The organism is Streptomyces sp. NPDC088350, assembly GCF_044753545.1.
In the GTDB taxonomy this organism is placed as follows: domain Bacteria; phylum Actinomycetota; class Actinomycetes; order Streptomycetales; family Streptomycetaceae; genus Streptomyces.
Genome location: NZ_JBIVNL010000003.1, coordinates 744,050 through 761,851, shown reverse-complemented (window position 1 = coordinate 761,851; position 17,802 = coordinate 744,050). Strand labels below are relative to the sequence as shown.

Below are 17,802 nucleotides of genomic sequence, written 5' to 3'. Positions count from 1 at the left end.
TCATACAGCCCTTCGGTGGAGGAAGTCGAGAAGGTGCGGGAACACTTCCCGGTGCGCGTCCCGGCCGATGATCGCGTCCACGTAGCCGTAGCCGGGGGCGACGAACAGTTCGTAGCGGTCGGGGTCGGCGGTCTCCCGCGACATCACCTCGTGCTCCTGGACGACGGAGTCCCCGAAGACGCGGTTGTGCTCGCCGGTCAGGAACAGCACCGGTGGGCCGCCCTTGGCCGCCGCCGCGAGGTAGTCGTCCGGGAGGCGCGCGTGGCGCGGCTCGGCGGCGTCGTACTTCACGGCACGACCCGCTCGTACGATCCTGTCGATGTGCCGGTGGTAGCCCAGCCCGACAGGGCCGAGCAGGTCCGCGATGCGGTCGTGGGTGACGGGGTCGAGTTTGTCGTGGCTGTAGAGCGCGGGCCAGCCGGTGCCCCACATGAAACTCACCATGTGGCAGGCCGGGTTGTCGCACTCGGGGTGCGCCAGTGACACCAGACGGGCAAACAGCCCGCTCCTGCTGAACCGGGCCGCGTCACCGCTCCGCGGGTCGAGCTGGGACAGCCCGAGCGCGCCCTCGATGAGCGCGGGGCCGCATGCCAGCTTCCAGCGCGACCACGTCGGTACGCGCATCAGCAGGCCGACCGCGTTGCTGACGACGCTGGTGACGTCCCGTACGGCGCCGGCGTACAGGCTCATGAGGAAGGTCATCGACCCGAGACAGTGCGCCACGACGTGCACCCGCCGTTCACCGACATGGCGGCGCAACTCGGCGAGCGCGGCCGGGTAGTCGTACAGGGCGATGTCGTCGAGGGTGTGTGCGTGCGGTTCCGTGTTGTACGGGAAGCGGTTGCTCATCCGCGTGTCGAGCGTCCACACGTCCGTGAAGCCGTCGTCGAGGAGGCAGGTCGCCAGGTTCCGGTGCTCGGGCATGATGAACAGGTCGCTGGACGCGGTCAGTCCATGGACGAGGAGTGCGACGTCGTCGCACTCCGCCCGGCGGAAACGGGTCAGTTGGAGGCCGAGCCCGTCGTCCGTGGTGACGGGGTGGACGGTGACCTGGGTGTCGGGAACGCCGCTCGTGGTGTGACGGGGGACGGCGGCGCCCTTCTGGATCGGCATGGTTGTCCCCTCTCGGTCGGTCGGCCGCCCCACGACGACGTCGGCGGCCGGGCAGAGGTCATCGTGGCACTCCCGGCTTCGGTGCACCTGCGGAAAACCTGAGATCGGCGCCCGTTCGCGACGCCGGACCGGTGCCCTCACCTGGGGCCTCTTCCAGGACGGCGACGAACCGGGCCGGTTCATCGAGAACTACCTGGCTGGCTCCTGGGCCGAACACCTCGCCCGGCACCACCACCGCGGGAACGCGCACACGAGCAGCGGTGTGTGAGGCGTCAGACGGGCAGTTCCACGGTGATGCGGAGGCCGCCGGTGGAGCGTGGGGTGAGGGTGAGGGTTCCGTCGTGTGCCTGGGTGATGGTTTTGACGATGGCCAGGCCGAGGCCGACGCCCGCCTGGTCGGTGTGGACGCGTTCGGTGCCGCGGTGGAAGGGTTCGGTGAGGGTCGCGACCAGCTGAGGGGTGAGCTGCTCGCCGGTGTTCTCGACGGACAGCACCACGGATGTGGGGCGGACGCCGGTGTGGACCCGTACGGTGCCGTGTTCGGGCAGGTTGTGGACGATCGCGTTCTGTACGAGGTTCGTCGTCAGCTGGAGCAGGAGGGTTGGTGATCCGGTCGTGGGGGTGATGTCGCCGTCGGTCTCGATGGTGACGCCGTGCTTTTCCGCGAGGGGGAGGAGCGTTTCGGTGGCTTCCTCCGCGACGAGGGACAGGTCGACGTGTTCCGGGGTGAAGGACCGCTGGCCCGCGAGGCTGAGCAGGAGCAGTGCCTCGGTGAGGTCGATGGCCCGGGTGTTGACGGCGTGGAGGCGGTCGACGAGCCGGCCGGTGTCGTGGTGCGGATCGGTGCGGGCCACGTCGAGGAGTGCCTTCGAGATCGCCAGCGGGGTGCGCAGCTCGTGAGAGGCGTTGGCCGTGAACCTCCGCTGCTCGGCGACGTGCGCTTCGAGCCGCGCGAGCATCATGTCGAAGGTGTCGGCGAGTTCGCGGAACTCGTCCTCGCGGCCCGGTAGTCGGATCCGGTGGGACAGGGATCCGGTCGAGGCCAGGCGGGTCGCGCTGGTGATGCGGGTCAGCGGGGCGAGCATCCGGCCGGCGAGGAACCATCCCCCGGCGAGACCGAACACCAGCAGGAACGCCAGCGCGACGGCAGCGATCGGGGCGAAGGCGCGCACGACGGCGAAGTGGTAGCCGGGCTCCAGGATCAGCCCGATGTGGGGCACACGGTTCAGGAACACCCACACCGCGGCGAGCAGCAGGACACCGGCGAGCATGACGAATCCGGCGTAGCTGAGCGTGAGTTTGAGGCGAACGCTCAACCCGGGCGCCCTATCCACGGTCCTCCCCCTCGTGTCCGGCCACGGGCGGTGTGTCGATGCGGTAGCCGACGCCCGGCACCGTGGCGATGAGCCAGGGTTCGCCGAGCCGCTTGCGCAGCGCCGAGACGGTGATGCGTACGGCGTTGGTGAACGGGTCCGCGTTCTCGTCCCACGCGCGTTCCAGGAGTTCCTCGGCGCTGACGACACCGCCCTCGGCGGCGACGAGGACTTCGAGCACCGCGAACTGCTTCCGGGTGAGCGCGACATAGCGGTCGTCGCGGTGGACCTCGCGCCGGAACGGATCCAGGCGCAGGCCCGCGATCTCCCGTACGGGCGGCCTGCTGTGGGCGCGTCTGCGGTCGAGTGCCCTGAGCCGGAGCACGAGTTCCCGGAGTTCGAAGGGCTTCGTGAGGTAGTCGTCGGCGCCGAGTCCGAACCCGGAGGCCTTGTCGTCGAGACGCGCCGCGGCGGTGAGCATCAGGATCGGCATGCCGCTGCCGGAGGCGACGATCCGGCGGGCGATCTCGTCGCCGGAGGGGCCGGGGATGTCCCGGTCGAGGGCGGCGATGTCGTAGGTGTTGACGCGGAGCAGCTCCAGAGCGGTGTCGCCGTCCCCGGCGATGTCGGCGGCGATCGCCTCCAGGCGCAGGCCGTCGCGGATCGCCTCCGCCAGATAGGGCTCGTCCTCGACGATCAGCACACGCATGCTCTCCAGGCTACGAGTCGCCGCATATCGTCGGCGTATCGAAAACCGCATACGCGCGGGCAACACCGCGTCGCCTTCGCTCCTGACATCAGGACATCAGGCGCTCGGCCCGGATCCAGCGGAACGGACCCCGGCACTACGGCAGCGCGGCAACGAGCAGTGAGTGAAGTGAGGAACACGATGACGCGGGTGGGGCAGGTGGGGCGGGCGGACCGGGTGGACACCGGACAGGGCGGCCCGGCGGAGACCCGTGCGCCAGGTGCCGGCGGGGCGTGGCGCGGGGGCGTACGCCGGGCGATCCGCAACGGCTTCCGCCCGGGGCCCTGGAAACGCGGCCCGGTGCTCGCGGCGCTGGCGCTGCTGCTCGGCCTGTTCATGCTGCTGCACGCGCGGATCCCGAACCGGGCCGGCGGTATCGGCAGTCTGGTGGAGACCTTCCTGCCGTGGTTCGGTGTGTTCGTCCCCGTGCTGCTCGCCGGGGCGCTGTGGCGCCGCTCCGCCTCCGCGGTGCTCGCGCTGCTGCTGCCGGTCACGGTGTGGCTGAACCTCTTCGGCGGGCTCCTCGGCGACCGGTCCCACCCCGGCGCCGACCTCACCCTGGTGAGCCACAACGTCGGCGCCGGCAACCCCGACCCGGCCGGCACCGCCCGCGAACTCGCCGCATCCGGTGCGGACGTGCTGGCCCTGGAGGAGATCACCCCGCAGGCCCGGGGAACGTACGAGAAGGAACTGACGAAGGCGTACCGCTACCGCACGGTGCTGGGCACGGTCGGGCTGTGGAGCAAGCTGCCGCTGTCCGACTCCCGGCCGGTCGACATCAGGACGGACGCCGGGCCGCTGGGCGACGCCAAGCCGGCCGCGAGCAAGATGGCCTACAACCGGGCGCTGCGCACCACGGTGGCCACCGACCACGGGCCGCTGGCGGTGTATGTGGCCCACCTGGGGTCGGTGCGCGTGAATCCCAGAGTGGGCTACTGGACGGAGTCCCGGGACAGGGGCGCGCGGGCGCTCGCCGAGGCCGTCACCGCCGAACGGAACGAGCGGGTGGTACTGCTCGGCGACCTGAACGGCACCCTGGACGACCGTGTGTTCGCCGGCATCACCTCGCGGCTGCGCTCGGTGCAGGACGCGGCCGGGGCCGGCTTCGGCTTCAGCTGGCCGGCGGAGTTCCCGGTGGCGCGCATCGACCAGATCCTGGTGCGCGGTGTGCGGCCGAGGAGCGCGTGGCTGCTGCCGGCCACGGGCAGCGATCACCTGCCGGTGGCGGCCGGGATCAGCTGGTGAACGTCGCGGGGCTCGTCGCAGCGGCCGTCGGACGTCAACTCCAGGTGCAGGAAGTCGTTTCGTCGGTCCAGACACCGACGCGCGGGCTGCCGGTGAGGTCCTGGACGGCGGGGATGCCGGCCTCGGGTGCGGTGGGCCGGACGGGGCGTCCCGCGTGGTTCGAGACGATCTCGTCGAGGGCCTCACTGTTCCAGGTCACGGTGTCCGCGCGGGCTGCACCCGGTGCGCCGCCGAGGGCGGCACCGCTCCTTCAGCGGCACCCGCTCGGTGGCCTACGGCGCCGGAGCGTACACGTACAAGACGGCGACCGGCAGCACCGCCTGCACCACGACTCCTTCGGCGGCCACCCGGCGACGAACCTCGTCAAGTCCTGCTACGTCGCCGACGCGGGCGGCCCGCCCGGATACACCGCCTGCGCGGCCGGGGACGGCACCTGTGCCGTCCCCGGTTACCAACGCGACGGCGCCAACGGCGACTTCGTCCACCAGGTCACCGACGGCACCGTCGACTGCTCAAACGCCCACTTCGGCGATCCCGTCGACGGAATCGCCAAGTCCCGCTACCTCCCGCCTACTGGCGCCCCGGCCGGAGGTGGACCAAGTGCGCCGACCAGAAGGGCACTTGTGCGGCCGTCGCGGGCCGGCCGGTGATGTACGGCGCCCACGGAGCGTTCACCACGGCCACCGCCACCGGTGACACCCCGTGCACCGACGCCACGTTCGGCGATCCGATCCCCGGCGAGCCGAAGACCTGCTGCACCGCCACCGGCGGCCCGGCCGACTACGCCACCAACTGCGCGGCGGAAGGCGGCACTTGCGGCTTCGGCGGACAGCAGACCGTCGCCTGCGGCGCCCGGGGCCGCATCCTCTGCAAGACGTTCACCGGCGGCGCGAGCTGCACGACGGCGGCCTTCGGTTCCGACCCGCTGCCCGACGTGATCAAGTCCTGCTCCCTCACTCCCTGAGCAACACCGGGGCTACCGGCCTTCGTTCCGGGCCGTCGGAGCGAACCGTGGAAGACGAAGGCGTCGCCGACGGGGACCCCGTCCTACCGCGGCGCCAGGAACCCGCCGATCCTCTCCTCCAGCAGTTCGGCCAGCCGCAGCGGGGTGCGGTCCTCGAACATCGGGCCGATGAGCTGCACCCCCACCGGCAGACCCTCGGGGGACAGGCCCGTCGGTACGGCGGTGGCGGGCAGACCGGGCATGGTGGCCACACCGGCCCAGACGAGCTGGTCGAGGTACGGGTACCCGACACCGTCGATGTCGAGCCGCCGACCCGTCGGATCGGGATCGTGGTCGTGCGGGAACGCGGGCGTGGGCGTGACGGGACACACCACCGCGTCGAACTCGGCGAAGAGCCGCCGCCAGCCGTGACGGTGGAGCTCGCGGGAGTGGTCAGCCCCGATCCAGTCGCGGTGGCTGAGCACCATGCCGCGCAGCCGTGCCGCGTCGAGACTCCGGTCGTCCTCCTCCAACCCGGCGGCGAGGCCGCGCAGTTGCTCGTATGTCTCGGCGGGCCAACGCGCGGAGAAGCCCGAGAACAGCAACTGGGTGTAGATCAAGGCGGATTCGGTCAGATCGGGCAGCAGCGCACTGTGCCGCTCGACGCGGGCACCGCCGTCGGTGAGCGCGGCGGCGACCCGGTCAACGCCCGCCCGTACGGCGGACCCGGTCGCGATGAGCGGGTGTTCGTCGAGGACGAGGACCCGGAAGCCGTCGAGCCGTTCGTGGCGCGCGGGCGGCAGGGTCACCTCGTGCGCCACACCGAGCGTCAGCGGATCCGGTCCGGCCATGACGTCGAGCAGGAGCGCGAGGTCGCGGGCCGTGCGCGCCATCGGACCGACCACGGCGAGATCGCCCTCGACGGGCAACGCCGGCGCGGGCGGCGGGACCATACCCCGGGTCGCCGCGAGACCGAGGGTCGGCTTGTGGGCGTAGACACCGCAGAAGTGCGCGGGGGTGCGCAGCGAACCGCCGATGTCGGAGCCGATCGACAGCGCCCCGAACCCGCACGCCAGGGCCGCCGCCGATCCGCCGGAGGAGCCACCCGCCGTACGGCCGTGGTCCCAGGGGTTGTTGGTGGTGCCGTAGATCTCGTTGAAACTCTGCACGTCCGTCAGCATCAAGGGCACATTGGTCTTGCCCAGCACCACCGCGCCCGCGGCCCTGAGCCGCGCCACCTGCACCGCGTCCTCGGCCGGCAGATGGTTCCGGTGCTCGGGCACGCCCCACGTCGTGGGCAGCCCCGCGATGTCGAAGGACTCCTTGACCGTCACCGGAATGCCGAGCAGCGGCCGGTCCTCGCCCCGGGCGCGCGCCCGGTCGGCATCGCGGGCGGCGTCCCGCGCGCGGTCGAAGTCCGGGACGCAGATCGCGTTGACCACCTTGTCGTCCCGCTCGATACGGGCGATCGCCTCGTCGGTCAGTTCCACCGAGGTCACCTCTCCGGCGCGCAGGGCGGTGGCGATTTCCTCGGCCGACTGTGAGTTCCACTCCATGAAACCGAACGTACCGGCCGCTCGAACAGGCCACGAAATACCGCTTCGCGCAACGGGATTGAGCCCCGGAGGCCGGAGACCCGCACACCGCGTTCGCCGCGCTCTCCGCGCTCTCCGCGTTCACGGTCAACAGGTCCAGGAGGCCTACCGACAGGTGCGGCGACGGCACAGACGCGGGAAGATCGTGCCCAGCCCGGTCCCGCCGGACGAACGCCCCGCACCGGCCGACGAACTCCACACCGGCCGCCACCCCCCTCGCCCCCGACCGCACTCCATGGAGGACCCCATGCCCGTACGTCGTATCGGCCTCGTCGTCCACCTGGGACGCGAGACCGCACGGGACGCGGCCCGGGCCGTGCACGCCTGGAGCGAGGCGCACGGCGTGCGCTGTACGGAGATCGACGTGTGGGCCAAGGACCACCACCGCCGTACCGGACGCGAGGAGGCCGAGGCGGCGGGCAACCCCGACCTCGTCGTCACCCTCGGCGGCGACGGCACCTTCCTGCGCGGCGCCCGCATCGCCGTCAAGAGCGGAGCCGACGTGCTCGGCGTCGACCTGGGCAAGGTCGGCTTCCTCACCGAGGTCCCGGCCCGCGACATCGGCGACGCCCTCGACGCGGTGCACGAGGGGCGGGCCGTCGTGGAGGAACGCATGACGCTGACCATGCGAGCCTCCCGCCCCCTGGACATCCCCGAGGAGATGGAGGCCCTGCTGCGCTACGGCCGCGGTCCCGCGCTGCCGCCGCCGCAGGTCCGGCCGGAGACCACGGAAGGGGGCGGGTGGGGCTGCGCGCTGGACGTCATCGCGGTCAACGACGTCGTCCTGGAGAAACTGGCCCGCGACCGGCAGGTCGGCGTCGGCGTCTACCTGGCCGGCCGGCTGCTGGCGACCTACTCGGCCGACGCCCTGGCCGTCGCCACCCCCACCGGGTCCACGGCCTACAGCTTCGCCGCCGGAGGACCCGTCCTCTCGCCCCACATGGACGCCCTCGTCTTCACCCCGATCGCCCCGCACATGACGTTCAACCGCAGCGTCATCGCCGCCCCCGACGAACCGATCGGCCTGCGCGTCCTGCCCCACTCCGGACAGGCCGCCGTCAGCGTCGACGGCCAACTGCGCGGAGTCCTGGACCCCGGCGACTGGATCGGCGTCTTCCGCGCCCCGCAGCGCGTCCGCCTCATCCGGCTGAGGCCCACCGACTTCTACGGCCGGCTGCGCGACCGGTTCCGGCTCACCGACGCGCCCGCCAACGCCCAGGACGGGCCCTCGGAACCGTTCTTCCGCCCGGACACCCCCGTCCCGCCGGACCTCGTCGGGCTGCGCCTCCCGCCCGCCCCTCAGTAGGTCACACGGGCAGGCTCACGGTGAACACCGTGCCGGCGCCGACCGTGCTGGCCACCGTCACCGTCCCGCCGTGCGCCTCGGTGAGCCGGCGCACGATCGCCAGGCCCAGCCCGCTGCCGCCGGTCCGTCGGCTGCGGGACTTGTCGGCGCGCCAGAACCGGTCGAAGACCCGGGGCAGATCCTCGGCCGGGATACCGGTCCCCGTGTCGGCGACCTCGATCGTCACCTCGTCCCCGGCCCGGCGGGCCAGCAGGGTGACGCTGCCGCCGGACGGGGTGTGCCGCAGCGCGTTGGACACCAGGTTGCCGACGACCTGCCGCAGCCGCACGGGGTCGCCGCTCAGCTCCGGGTCGCCGTCGGTCCGGGCGGTGAGGGTCACGCCCGCGGTCTCGGCGCGGCCGTGGTGGACGGTGGTGACGTGGTCGAGGAGGTCGCGTACGCGCAGCGGCTCGGGGTGGACACGCAGCTGGCCCGCGTCGGCCTCCGCGAGGTCCTGGAGGTCGTCGACGATGTGCTGGAGCAGCAGCGCCTCTTCGAGCAGGGAGTCGACGAGGGCCTGGTCGGAGGTGGCGATGCCGTCCTGCACGGCTTCGAGCCAGCCGCGGATGGTGCTCAGCGGGGTGCGCAGTTCGTGGGCGACATCGCTGACCATCGCCCTGCGCCGGCCCTCCACGCGTTCGCGGCGCTGGGAGAGGTCGTTGAAGGCGGCGGCGAGAAAGCCGATCTCGTCGTTGGTGGTCACCGGCACCCGCTGGTGCTCCTCGACCGGGCGGCGGGCCGCGTCCGCCAGTGCGCGCAGCGGCCGGACGAGCCGGGTGCCGACCACGACGGTGACGGCCACGGTGACCAGCAGCACCAGCCCGGCGACACCGGCGAGGCGGGCGGTGCCGGCGGAGGACAGGTGGAAGGCGGGGGCGACGACCGTTCCGGCCGGGGTGGTGACGTACAGCAGCGCGGCCGGAGCCACATAGGGCGTGAGCTGGTCGCGGCGGGCGGTGTCCAGACAGGTCCGGGCGGCCTGGCTGTCGCCCTTCGTGCGGATGACGAAGTCCATGCCGAACTTCACGAGGGGCTGCTTCTCGCGCTCCAGGCAGTCGTTGACCATGGTGGTCAGCCGGTTGAGCGGCCCGGCCTCGGTCGGGGCGGGCATGCCGAGCAGGTCGAGACCGCATCCCTGGTCCACGAAGGACCCGTCCAGGGCACTGTCGGGAAGCCTGATGGCGGGACGGCCGCTGGGCTCCTCGGTGAGGGTGGCGGCACCGGTCGTGCCGCGCAGACAGGCGAGGATCTTGTCCGCCCACAGGCGCAGGTTCTTCCGCTCGGCGGTCGTCAGCCGGTACGGGCCGACGGCACGGGGATCGATCCGGTCCGTCCCACCGCCGGCCAGCAGGGCCGGGTCGGTGTGCAGGGGGTCGACGACCGCCGACGCCCGGGTGGGCAGCGCGGAGGTGCTCGTGGACGACGCGGCGATCCTGCGGCGGCTCTGCGTGGTCAGCGTGATCCGGCGGCCGGTGCGTTCGGCGAGGCGGCGCAGGGTGGGGGCGACACCGTTCCAGTCCGGGTGGACGGCCGCGTAGCCGACCACCGTGTCGTAGATCTCCGTGTCGGACGACAGGAGTTGGCCCTGCTCCTGCTGGATGGCGCTGCTCGTGGTGCGCGCCGCCAGCCAGGCGGTGGCCGCGACCGAACAGACGGCGATCATCACCGACACGGCCAGCAACCGGACCAACAGGCTTCTGTGCAGGGGCACTTCGGCCCGGACCCGCGTCCTGGCCCTCGCCTCGCCGCCGGCCGGGGACACGGCCTCCGGCTCAGCGCGCACGGCTGCCGTCCGTGAGCTTGTAGCCGACGCCGTACACGGTCTGCAGATAGGCGGGTTGGCGAGGGACGGCCTCTATCTTCTTGCGCAGGTTGAGGACATGGACGTCGATCGTGCGCTCGGTGATGTAGCGGTCGAACCCACGGGTCAGGGCGAGCAGTTGGCGCCGGGTGAAGACCCGTTCCGGCTCGGCGGCCATCGCCGCGAGGATCTCGAACTCCCCGGGCGTGCACACCACTTCGCGTCCGTCGAGGGCGACGGTACGGCGGACCGGGTCGATGGCGATGGCGCCGATCCGCAGCACGGGATCGTCCGGCGCCGCCGTCCCGGCGCGCGTCCGCCGCAGCAGGGTACGGATCCGGGCCATCAACTCCCGTGGGCTGTACGGCTTCGTCATGTAGTCGTCGGCGCCCAGGTCCAGGCCGAGCAGCAGGTCCTCCTCGGTGCTGCGGGCCGTCAGCATCAGCACCGGCACCTCGCACTCCCGGCGCAGCACACGGCACACGTCCAGTCCGTCGACCAGGGGCATCATCACGTCGAGCACGAGCAGGTCCGGCTGCCGGCGCCGCACCTCGTCGATCGCCGCGCGCCCGTCGTGGACGATCAGGGAGGAGTGGCCCTCGCTGGTGAGATAGCGGCGGATCACCTCGGCCTGCTTGACGTCGTCCTCGGCCACCAGGACATATGCGTTCACGCGGCTCACCCTAAGGTCACCGCCCCGACACCAGACAGAAGTCTGACGGCGGTCTGACAGGATCTTCATATCCTCCGGCCACGGTGCCGCCATGTCGAACCTCACTCATCGACGGCGGTCCGCCGCCCTCACCGGCCTCGGCGCGGCGGCGGCCCTCGCCCTCCTCGCCGCGTGCGGCGGCGGACACACCGAGTCCAAGGACAAGCAGGACAAGGGCGTCGCCTCGATCACCACGGCGAGCGCGAGCGGTTCGCCGACGCCGGACGCGAGCTCCGAGGCGGGCCGTCCCCAGTTGAGGCTGGACACCTCCCCGGCGGAGGAGGCCCGGCTGAACGGCATCTACCTCGACTGCCTGCGCGACCACGGCGTCCCCGGCGGCTACAAGCCGGGTTCGAGCCAGTGGTACCCGGGAGGAGGCGGCCGTGGAAGGGACTCCGCCGCCCGCAGGGCCTGCCTCCCCAAACTGCCGCTCCAGCCACCGGAGTTGGACCCGGCCAGGAACCCGCACTACCTCGACGACTTCCGCGAGTACATCCGGTGCCTCAACGCCGGCGGTCTCAAGGTCAAGGGGCTGCCCGACGGCTCCGGCTGGAACTACGACGGGCCCTTGACCCTGAGCGACTCCGAGCAGGCCGACCTCGACAGGCACTGCACGCTGAAGGCGTACCGGTGACCCGGCCCACCGACCCCGACGACACCCGCCCCCGGCGCGGAAGGCGCCGACTGAGGATCGGCGCCGTGGCACTGGCCGGCGTCACGGCGACCGCGCTCGGCGTCACCGTATGGCAGGACGGCACCGCGAAACCCGGCACGACGGCCACCGACTCGGCACGGGTCGGCACCGCCACGGTGACCCGGACCGACCTCTCCAACGCCCAGACCCTGAGCGGAACCCTCGGCTACGGCAAGGCGGCCCCGGTCAAGGGCGCCAAGCCCGGCCTCGTCACCTGGCTGCCGGCCCCCGGGGCGAGAGTGTCCCGGGGCCACCCCCTGTACAAGGTGGACAACGTCCCGGTCCCGGTGTTCTACGGCGGCACCCCCCTCTACCGCACCCTCGACGCCAGGGGCACCACCGGCCCCGACGTCCGGATGATCGCCGACAACCTCAAGAAGCTCGGCTACGGCATCGGTTCGCAACCGGCGGTCGGTAGCCGGGTCACCCAGCACCCCGCCGCCACGAAGTCCACCGGCGCCTCCGAGCCGTCCGGCAAGGCGGGCGATTCGGCCGCCCCCTCCGCGAGCCCGACGCCGACCCCGACCGTCAGCGCGACCTCGGTCGAGGTCAAGGAGGGCGACGGCGTGCTCACCACCGGCCTCGTCGCCGCGATCGGGCGCTGGCAGACCCACGTCGGGATGCCCGCCACCGGGGTGCTGGGCATCGGGGACGTCGTGGTGCAGTCCGGGAAGGTGCGGGTCGCCGAGGTGCAGGCCCAGATCGGTGACGACGCCAACGGCAGCCTGATGACGGTCGGTTCGACCACCAAGAAGGTGTCCGTACCGGTGGACGCGACCCAGGTCGGCACGGTGGCCCGGGGCGACCGGGTGACCGTGACACTGCCGGACGACACCACGGTCCACGGGACCGTCGACGTGGTCGGTACCGCCGCCACCGACAGCTCCGAGTCCGGCGGAGGCACCGGTGCCCCCGCCCAACTCACGGTCACCGTCTCGGTGCGCGACACCGGAGCGGTACGGAAGCTGACCTCCGCGTCGGTGCAGGTGGCGTTCACCTCGGAGACCCGCAGGGGCGTGCTCGCGGTACCGGTCGGCGCGCTGCTGGCGCTGAGCGAGGGCGGCTACGCCGTCCAACTGCCCGGCGGCCGGCTGATCGCGGTGAGGACCGGCATGTTCGCCAAGGGGCTCGTGGAGGTCAGCGGCACCGGGGTCGCGGCCGGGCTCAAGGTGGTGACCACCTCGTGAAGACCCGACCGGTGCTGGCCGTGATCAACGCGGGCATGGCGTATCCGGGCGGGGTGAAGGCCCTGGACGGTGTCTCGCTCGCCATCGAGGAGGGCGAACTCCTCGCCGTCGTCGGCCCGTCCGGGTCCGGCAAGTCGACCCTGCTCAACATCATGGGCACCCTGGACCGGCCGACCACCGGCACCGTGGAGATCGGCGGCCACGACGTCGCGACCCTCTCCGACCGCCGCCTGTCCGCGCTGCGCGGACGCCAACTCGGCTTCGTCTTCCAGCAGTTCCACCTCACCGACGGCCTGACCGCCGCCGAGAACGTCGCAACAGGCCTGCTCTACGCCGGAGTTCCGCGCCGCCGACGCCAGCCGCTGGCCCGCGAGGCACTCGCCCGGGTCGGCCTGGCGCACCGCGCCGGGCATCTGCCGAACCAGCTCTCCGGCGGCGAACGCCAACGGGTCGCCATCGCCCGCGCGTTGGTCAACAGCCCGGCCCTGGTCCTCGCGGACGAACCCACCGGCGCCCTGGACACCGCCAACGGCCGTGCCGTACTGGACCTGTTGACGACACTGAACGGCGAGGGCACCACGATCGCGATCATCACCCACGACCGGGACATCGCCGGGCGGCTGCCCCGCAGGGTGGAGATCCTCGACGGCCGCCTGGTCGCCGACGTCCGGGGCGGCGGCCTCGGTGCGGACACGCAGGCCATCGACATGGCCGACACGCTCGCCCTCCGTACGGACACCTTCACCGACAGCACGGGGGAACGCCGGCCATGACCACCACCACACCGAAGGCGCGCGCCCTCGCCGACACCAGGCCGGTGCGGCTGGCCCCGCTGGACATCCTGCGCCTGGGCCTGCTCGGCATCCACACCCGCAGGGTGCGGGCGGCGCTGTCCGCGCTGGGCATCTCGATCGGCATCGCCACGATGATCGTGGTCACCGGCATCCCGGCGTCGAGCCAGAAGGCGCTGATGAACCAACTCTCCGCACTGGGCACCACCATGCTCCAGGCCGTACCGGTCCCCCACCAGACGCCGCCGGTCCAACTCCCGCCCCAGTCCGTGGACATGGTCCGCCGGATCGGCCCGGTGACGGTGGCCGGCGCGGTCGCCAACACCCATGCCGAAGTGTTCCGCAGCGACCGCGTCGACGCCGACGACTACGCGGGCCTCACCGTCCTGGCGAGCGGGACCGACCTGCTGAAGGCGATCAACGCCGAGGTCCAGTCCGGGCGTTACCTCAGCGCGAGCACCGAGAGATTCCCCACGGCCGTCCTCGGCTCGGTGGCCGCCACCCGGATGGGCGTCGCGAAGGTGGTACCGGGGCGGCCCGCCCCGCAGATCTACATCGACCGCCGCTGGTTCACGGTCATCGGCGTCCTCGCGCGGACCCCGCTCTCGCCCGACATCGACCGCTCGGTGCTGGTCGGCTGGGACGCGGCGCGCACCCAGCTGGGCTTCACGGGCCACCCCACCGTGATCTACGTCAAGGCGCGGGAGGACGCCATCGACGCGGTCCGGAACGTCCTCGCCGCGACCGTCTACCCCGAACTCCCCGGCATGGTGCAGGTCAGCCGCCCGTCCGACGCCCTCGCCGCGAAGCGCGCCACCGAGACGACGTTCTCCGCGCTCTTCCTCGGCCTCGCCGGGGTCGCCCTGCTGGTCGGCGGGATCGGCGTGGCCAACACCATGGTCATCTCGGTCCTGGAACGCCGTAGGGAGATCGGTCTACGACGGGCACTGGGCGCCAACAGGGGCCAGATCCGCGGGCAGTTCCTCACCGAGTCCGTGGCCCTGTCCTGCCTCGGCGGCCTGGCCGGCACGGTACTCGGCGTCCTGGCGACCGTCGGCTACGCCACGTATCAGGGCTGGCCCCCGGTGATCCCGCTCCCTGCGGTGGCCGGCGGCTTCGGCGGCGCCGTCCTGATCGGGATGGCGGCCGGCGTCTACCCCTCCATCAGGGCCTCCCGCCTCACCCCGACGGAGGCTTTGGCGACGGCGTGAGGCCGCTCGCGATGGCGACCCGACCCCGCACGTACGGACGACTTTCACATGGGCGCCACCGGACCCTTCCCTGACGTTTGTTGCTCTTGGAACACTCGCAGCGCGCGCATTTCGCCATGATCCGGCCGGTCGCGCGTCAGGATGAGAGGTACCTCACCCATGTCCGAAGTCAATCGGCGTCGCTTTCTCCAGCTCGCGGGTGCCACCACGGCCTTCACGGCACTGTCGAACAGCATCGAGCGTGCCGCCGCGCTCCCCGCGAACCACCGTTCCGGGAGCATCGAGGACGTCGAGCACATCGTCGTCCTGATGCAGGAGAACCGGTCCTTCGACCACTACTTCGGTTCGCTGAGAGGTGTCCGGGGCTTCGGCGACCCCCGCCCTGTCGTGACCCGGCAGGACGGCAAACCGGTCTGGTACCAGTCGGACGGCACGAAGGACATCCTGCCCTTCCGCCCCGAGGCCGACGACCTGGGCCTGCAGTTCATCCAGGACCTCCCGCACGGCTGGAACGACGGGCACGCCGCGTTCGACGGCGGCAAGTACGACAAGTGGGTGCCGTCCAAGGGCTCCACGACGATGGCGTACCTGACCCGCGAGGACATCCCGTTCCACTACGCGCTCGCCGACTCCTTCACCATCTGCGACGCGTACCACTGCTCGTTCATCGGCTCCACCGACCCCAACCGCTACTACCTGTGGACGGGGTACACCGGCAACGACGGCCAGGGCGGCGGCCCCGTCCTCGGCAACGACGAGGCCGGCTACAGCTGGACGACGTACCCCGAGCGCCTGGAGAAGGCCGGGGTCTCCTGGAAGATCTACCAGGACGTCGGCGACGGCCTCGACGCGAACGGCAGTTGGGGCTGGATCCCGGACGCCTACCGCGGCAACTACGGCGACAACTCGCTCCTCTACTTCAAGCAGTTCCAGAACGCCCAGCCCGGCGACCCGCTGTACGACAAGGCTCGCACCGGTACCGACGCCCGCAAGGGCGAGGGCTTCTTCGACCAGCTGAAGGCCGACGTCAAGGGCGGCAAGCTGCCGGAGATCTCCTGGATCGTCGCCCCCGAGGCCTTCACCGAACACCCCAACTGGCCCGCGAACTATGGCGCTTGGTACGTCGCCCAGGTCCTGGACGCGCTGACGTCCGACCCCAAGGTGTGGGCGAAGACGGCCCTGTTCATCACGTACGACGAGAACGACGGCTTCTTCGACCACCTGGTGCCGCCGTTCGCGCCGGGCTCTGCCGCGCAGGGCAAGTCGACCGTCGACGTCGGCCCCGACCTCTTCAAGGGCAACGCCGGCCACCCGGCCGGTCCCTACGGGCTGGGCCAGCGGGTGCCGATGATCGTCGTCTCGCCCTGGAGCAAGGGCGGTTACGTCTGCTCGGAGACCTTCGACCACACCTCGGTGATCCGGTTCATGGAGCGCCGCTTCGGTGTGCACGAGCCCAACATCTCGCCCTGGCGGCGCGCGATCTGCGGCGACCTGACCACTGCCTTCGACTTCTCCCACAAGGACACCAAGAAGGTCCCGCTGCCGGACACCGACGGCTACCGGCCGCCGGACAAGAACCGCCACCCCGACTACGTGCCGACCCCGCCCGCCAACCCGGTGCTGCCCAAGCAGGAACGCGGACTGCGCCCCGCCCGGCCCCTCAAGTACGCGCCCGCGGTGGACGGTTCGGCGGACACGGCGGCCGGGAAGTTCACGCTGACCTTCGCCTCCGGCGCGCAGGCCGGCGCCAACTTCCTGGTCACCTCCGGCAACCGCACGGACGGGCCCTGGAGTTACACCACCGAGGCCGGCAAGTCCGTCTCGGACGCCTGGAACTCGGCGTACTCGAACGGCTCGTACGACCTGACCGTGCACGGCCCGAACGGATTCCTGCGCGTCTTCAAGGGCCCCGGCAAGAGCGCCGGACCCGAGGTCACCGCCCGGAACTGCGGCGACGACGTCGAGCTGACCTTCACCAACAAGGGCTCCGGCACGGTGCAGTTGAAGGTCGCCGACGGCTACGGCGGCCGTACACAGACCTTCAAGGTGCGGGCGGGCGCCACCGTGCGGCACACCTTCGGCCTGGGCGCGAGCAGGCGGTGGTACGACCTGACGGTCACCTCCGACGGCGACGCGGGCTTCCTGCGGCGATTCGCCGGACATGTCGAGAACGGTCGTCCGGGGGTCAGCGACCCGGCGATCGTCACCGTCTGAGGGGCTTCGTGAAGCCGGTTGTTTTCCGGGGCACTCGCGGTAGTGTGCCCCGGTGACCACGCATTCGAACACACCTGCAGGCTGGTACCCGGATCCGCACGGAGCGCCCCAGACCCTCCGCTACTGGGACGGCGCGAAGTGGACCGAGCACACCAACGCGGACCAGCAGGCGCAGGGCGCCGAGCCGCAGTCGCAGGCCGTGCCGCAGCAGCAGACGGGGCCCGATCCGCGGGTCCAGCGCCAGGTGCAGACGCAGGCCGGGGTCGCCGGGGGCGGCCCCGGCGGCGGCAGCCTGTTCAGCGAGCCGGTGCTCGTGGTGAACCAGAAGGCCAAGCTGATCGAGCTGACCAACGAGTACAAGGTCATGGATCAGAACGGCAATCTGGTCGGCTCGGTCACCGAGATAGGCCAGAGCGCGCTGAAGAAGGCCATACGCTTCGTCTCCAGCCTGGACCAGTTCATGACGCACCGGCTGGAGATCCGGGACGCCCACGGGCAGCCGCAGTTGGTGCTGACCCGGCCGGCGAAGATCATGAAGTCCAAGGTGATCGTGTCCCGCCCGGACGGTTCGCAGGTGGGCGAGATCGTCCAGCAGAACATGATCGGGAAGATCAACTTCGGGATCTTCGCGAACGGCCAACAGATCGGCGCGATCAAGGCGGAGAACTGGCGGGCGTGGAACTTCGCGATCGTCGACCACGCGGACAACGAGGTCGCCCGGATCACCAAGACCTGGGAAGGCCTCGCCAAGACGATGTTCACGACCGCGGACAACTACGTCCTGCAGATCCACTACCAGCTGCCCGAGCCGCTGCTCAGCCTGGTGGTGGCGACGGCGCTGACCGTCGACACCGCGCTCAAGCAGGACTCGCGCGGCCTCGGCTGACCCC

The 17,802-nt window shown here is 71.4% G+C and carries 18 protein-coding genes; 11 read left to right on the top strand and 7 right to left on the bottom strand.

Going from position 1 to position 17,802, the window contains the following annotated elements; genetic code table 11:
• The gene (locus ACIQBL_RS13345; protein ID WP_401940446.1) at window positions 1-1,113 is read right to left on the bottom strand and encodes an alpha/beta fold hydrolase; all 1,113 of its coding nucleotides are present in this window, start codon (window positions 1,111-1,113) and stop codon (window positions 1-3) included.
• Here ACIQBL_RS13345 and ACIQBL_RS13340 point away from each other — a divergent pair.
• Entirely contained in the window at window positions 1,112-1,381 is a 270-nt protein-coding gene (locus tag ACIQBL_RS13340) for an MFS transporter (RefSeq protein ID WP_401940443.1), read from the top strand. The two genes, ACIQBL_RS13345 and ACIQBL_RS13340, sit on opposite strands and share 2 nt — an antisense overlap.
• A gap of 4 nt (window positions 1,382-1,385) precedes the next feature.
• Here ACIQBL_RS13340 and ACIQBL_RS13335 read toward each other — a convergent pair whose 3' ends face one another.
• Window positions 1,386-2,447, bottom strand: coding sequence for a sensor histidine kinase (locus ACIQBL_RS13335; protein WP_401940442.1), 1,062 nt, complete (start codon window positions 2,445-2,447; stop codon window positions 1,386-1,388).
• Window positions 2,440-3,135 carry a response regulator transcription factor gene (locus ACIQBL_RS13330; protein ID WP_401940440.1) on the bottom strand — a complete coding sequence of 232 codons (696 nt, stop codon included), beginning with the start codon at window positions 3,133-3,135 and terminating at the stop codon, window positions 2,440-2,442. The genes ACIQBL_RS13335 and ACIQBL_RS13330 overlap by 8 nt, the downstream gene beginning before the upstream one ends.
• Window positions 3,136-3,315: 180 nt before the next feature.
• Between ACIQBL_RS13330 and ACIQBL_RS13325 the strand changes: the two genes are divergently transcribed.
• On the top strand, window positions 3,316-4,419 hold the full coding sequence (locus ACIQBL_RS13325) for an endonuclease/exonuclease/phosphatase family protein (protein ID WP_401940437.1): 1,104 nt from the start codon (window positions 3,316-3,318) through the stop codon (window positions 4,417-4,419).
• A 34-nt stretch (window positions 4,420-4,453) separates the two neighbouring features.
• Here the strand turns inward: ACIQBL_RS13325 and ACIQBL_RS13320 are convergent, their stop codons facing one another.
• Window positions 4,454-4,618, bottom strand: coding sequence for a hypothetical protein (locus tag ACIQBL_RS13320; RefSeq protein ID WP_401940435.1), 165 nt, complete (start codon window positions 4,616-4,618; stop codon window positions 4,454-4,456).
• Window position 4,619: 1 nt separating this feature from the next.
• Between ACIQBL_RS13320 and ACIQBL_RS13315 the strand changes: the two genes are divergently transcribed.
• Window positions 4,620-5,069 carry a hypothetical protein gene (locus ACIQBL_RS13315; RefSeq protein ID WP_401940432.1) on the top strand — a complete coding sequence of 150 codons (450 nt, stop codon included), beginning with the start codon at window positions 4,620-4,622 and terminating at the stop codon, window positions 5,067-5,069.
• Complete coding sequence (locus ACIQBL_RS13310; RefSeq protein ID WP_401940429.1) at window positions 5,069-5,383, top strand: hypothetical protein; 315 nt, start codon at window positions 5,069-5,071, stop codon at window positions 5,381-5,383. The genes ACIQBL_RS13315 and ACIQBL_RS13310 overlap by 1 nt, the downstream gene beginning before the upstream one ends.
• Before the next feature lie 83 nt (window positions 5,384-5,466).
• Here ACIQBL_RS13310 and ACIQBL_RS13305 read toward each other — a convergent pair whose 3' ends face one another.
• Entirely contained in the window at window positions 5,467-6,918 is a 1,452-nt protein-coding gene (locus ACIQBL_RS13305) for an amidase (RefSeq protein WP_401940427.1), read from the bottom strand.
• A gap of 286 nt (window positions 6,919-7,204) precedes the next feature.
• Between ACIQBL_RS13305 and ACIQBL_RS13300 the strand changes: the two genes are divergently transcribed.
• Window positions 7,205-8,263 carry an NAD(+)/NADH kinase gene (locus ACIQBL_RS13300; RefSeq protein ID WP_401940424.1) on the top strand — a complete coding sequence of 353 codons (1,059 nt, stop codon included), beginning with the start codon at window positions 7,205-7,207 and terminating at the stop codon, window positions 8,261-8,263.
• 1 nt (window position 8,264) lies between these two features.
• Here the strand turns inward: ACIQBL_RS13300 and ACIQBL_RS13295 are convergent, their stop codons facing one another.
• The gene (locus ACIQBL_RS13295) at window positions 8,265-10,085 is read right to left on the bottom strand and encodes an ATP-binding protein (protein ID WP_401940423.1); all 1,821 of its coding nucleotides are present in this window, start codon (window positions 10,083-10,085) and stop codon (window positions 8,265-8,267) included.
• The gene (locus tag ACIQBL_RS13290; RefSeq protein WP_401940420.1) at window positions 10,075-10,776 is read right to left on the bottom strand and encodes a response regulator transcription factor; all 702 of its coding nucleotides are present in this window, start codon (window positions 10,774-10,776) and stop codon (window positions 10,075-10,077) included. The genes ACIQBL_RS13295 and ACIQBL_RS13290 overlap by 11 nt, the downstream gene beginning before the upstream one ends.
• Window positions 10,777-10,867: 91 nt before the next feature.
• On the opposite strand from ACIQBL_RS13290, the gene ACIQBL_RS13285 reads away from it, so the two are divergent.
• From ACIQBL_RS13285 to ACIQBL_RS13260, 6 genes are all read left to right on the top strand, one after another.
• Window positions 10,868-11,449 (top strand): hypothetical protein, encoded by a 582-nt coding sequence (locus ACIQBL_RS13285; protein WP_401940418.1) that lies wholly within the window; start codon window positions 10,868-10,870, stop codon window positions 11,447-11,449.
• Window positions 11,446-12,696, top strand: coding sequence for a hypothetical protein (locus ACIQBL_RS13280; protein WP_401940415.1), 1,251 nt, complete (start codon window positions 11,446-11,448; stop codon window positions 12,694-12,696). The genes ACIQBL_RS13285 and ACIQBL_RS13280 overlap by 4 nt, the downstream gene beginning before the upstream one ends.
• Window positions 12,697-12,731: 35 nt before the next feature.
• Window positions 12,732-13,469 (top strand): ABC transporter ATP-binding protein, encoded by a 738-nt coding sequence (locus tag ACIQBL_RS13275; protein WP_401940733.1) that lies wholly within the window; start codon window positions 12,732-12,734, stop codon window positions 13,467-13,469.
• Window positions 13,466-14,698 (top strand): ABC transporter permease, encoded by a 1,233-nt coding sequence (locus tag ACIQBL_RS13270; RefSeq protein WP_401940413.1) that lies wholly within the window; start codon window positions 13,466-13,468, stop codon window positions 14,696-14,698. The genes ACIQBL_RS13275 and ACIQBL_RS13270 overlap by 4 nt, the downstream gene beginning before the upstream one ends.
• A 159-nt stretch (window positions 14,699-14,857) precedes the next feature.
• A complete protein-coding gene (locus ACIQBL_RS13265; RefSeq protein WP_401940410.1) occupies window positions 14,858-16,912 on the top strand; it encodes a phosphocholine-specific phospholipase C in 2,055 nt (684 codons plus the stop codon).
• A 52-nt stretch (window positions 16,913-16,964) separates the two neighbouring features.
• On the top strand, window positions 16,965-17,798 hold the full coding sequence (locus tag ACIQBL_RS13260; protein ID WP_401940404.1) for a phospholipid scramblase-related protein: 834 nt from the start codon (window positions 16,965-16,967) through the stop codon (window positions 17,796-17,798).
• Window positions 17,799-17,802 lie beyond the last annotated feature (4 nt).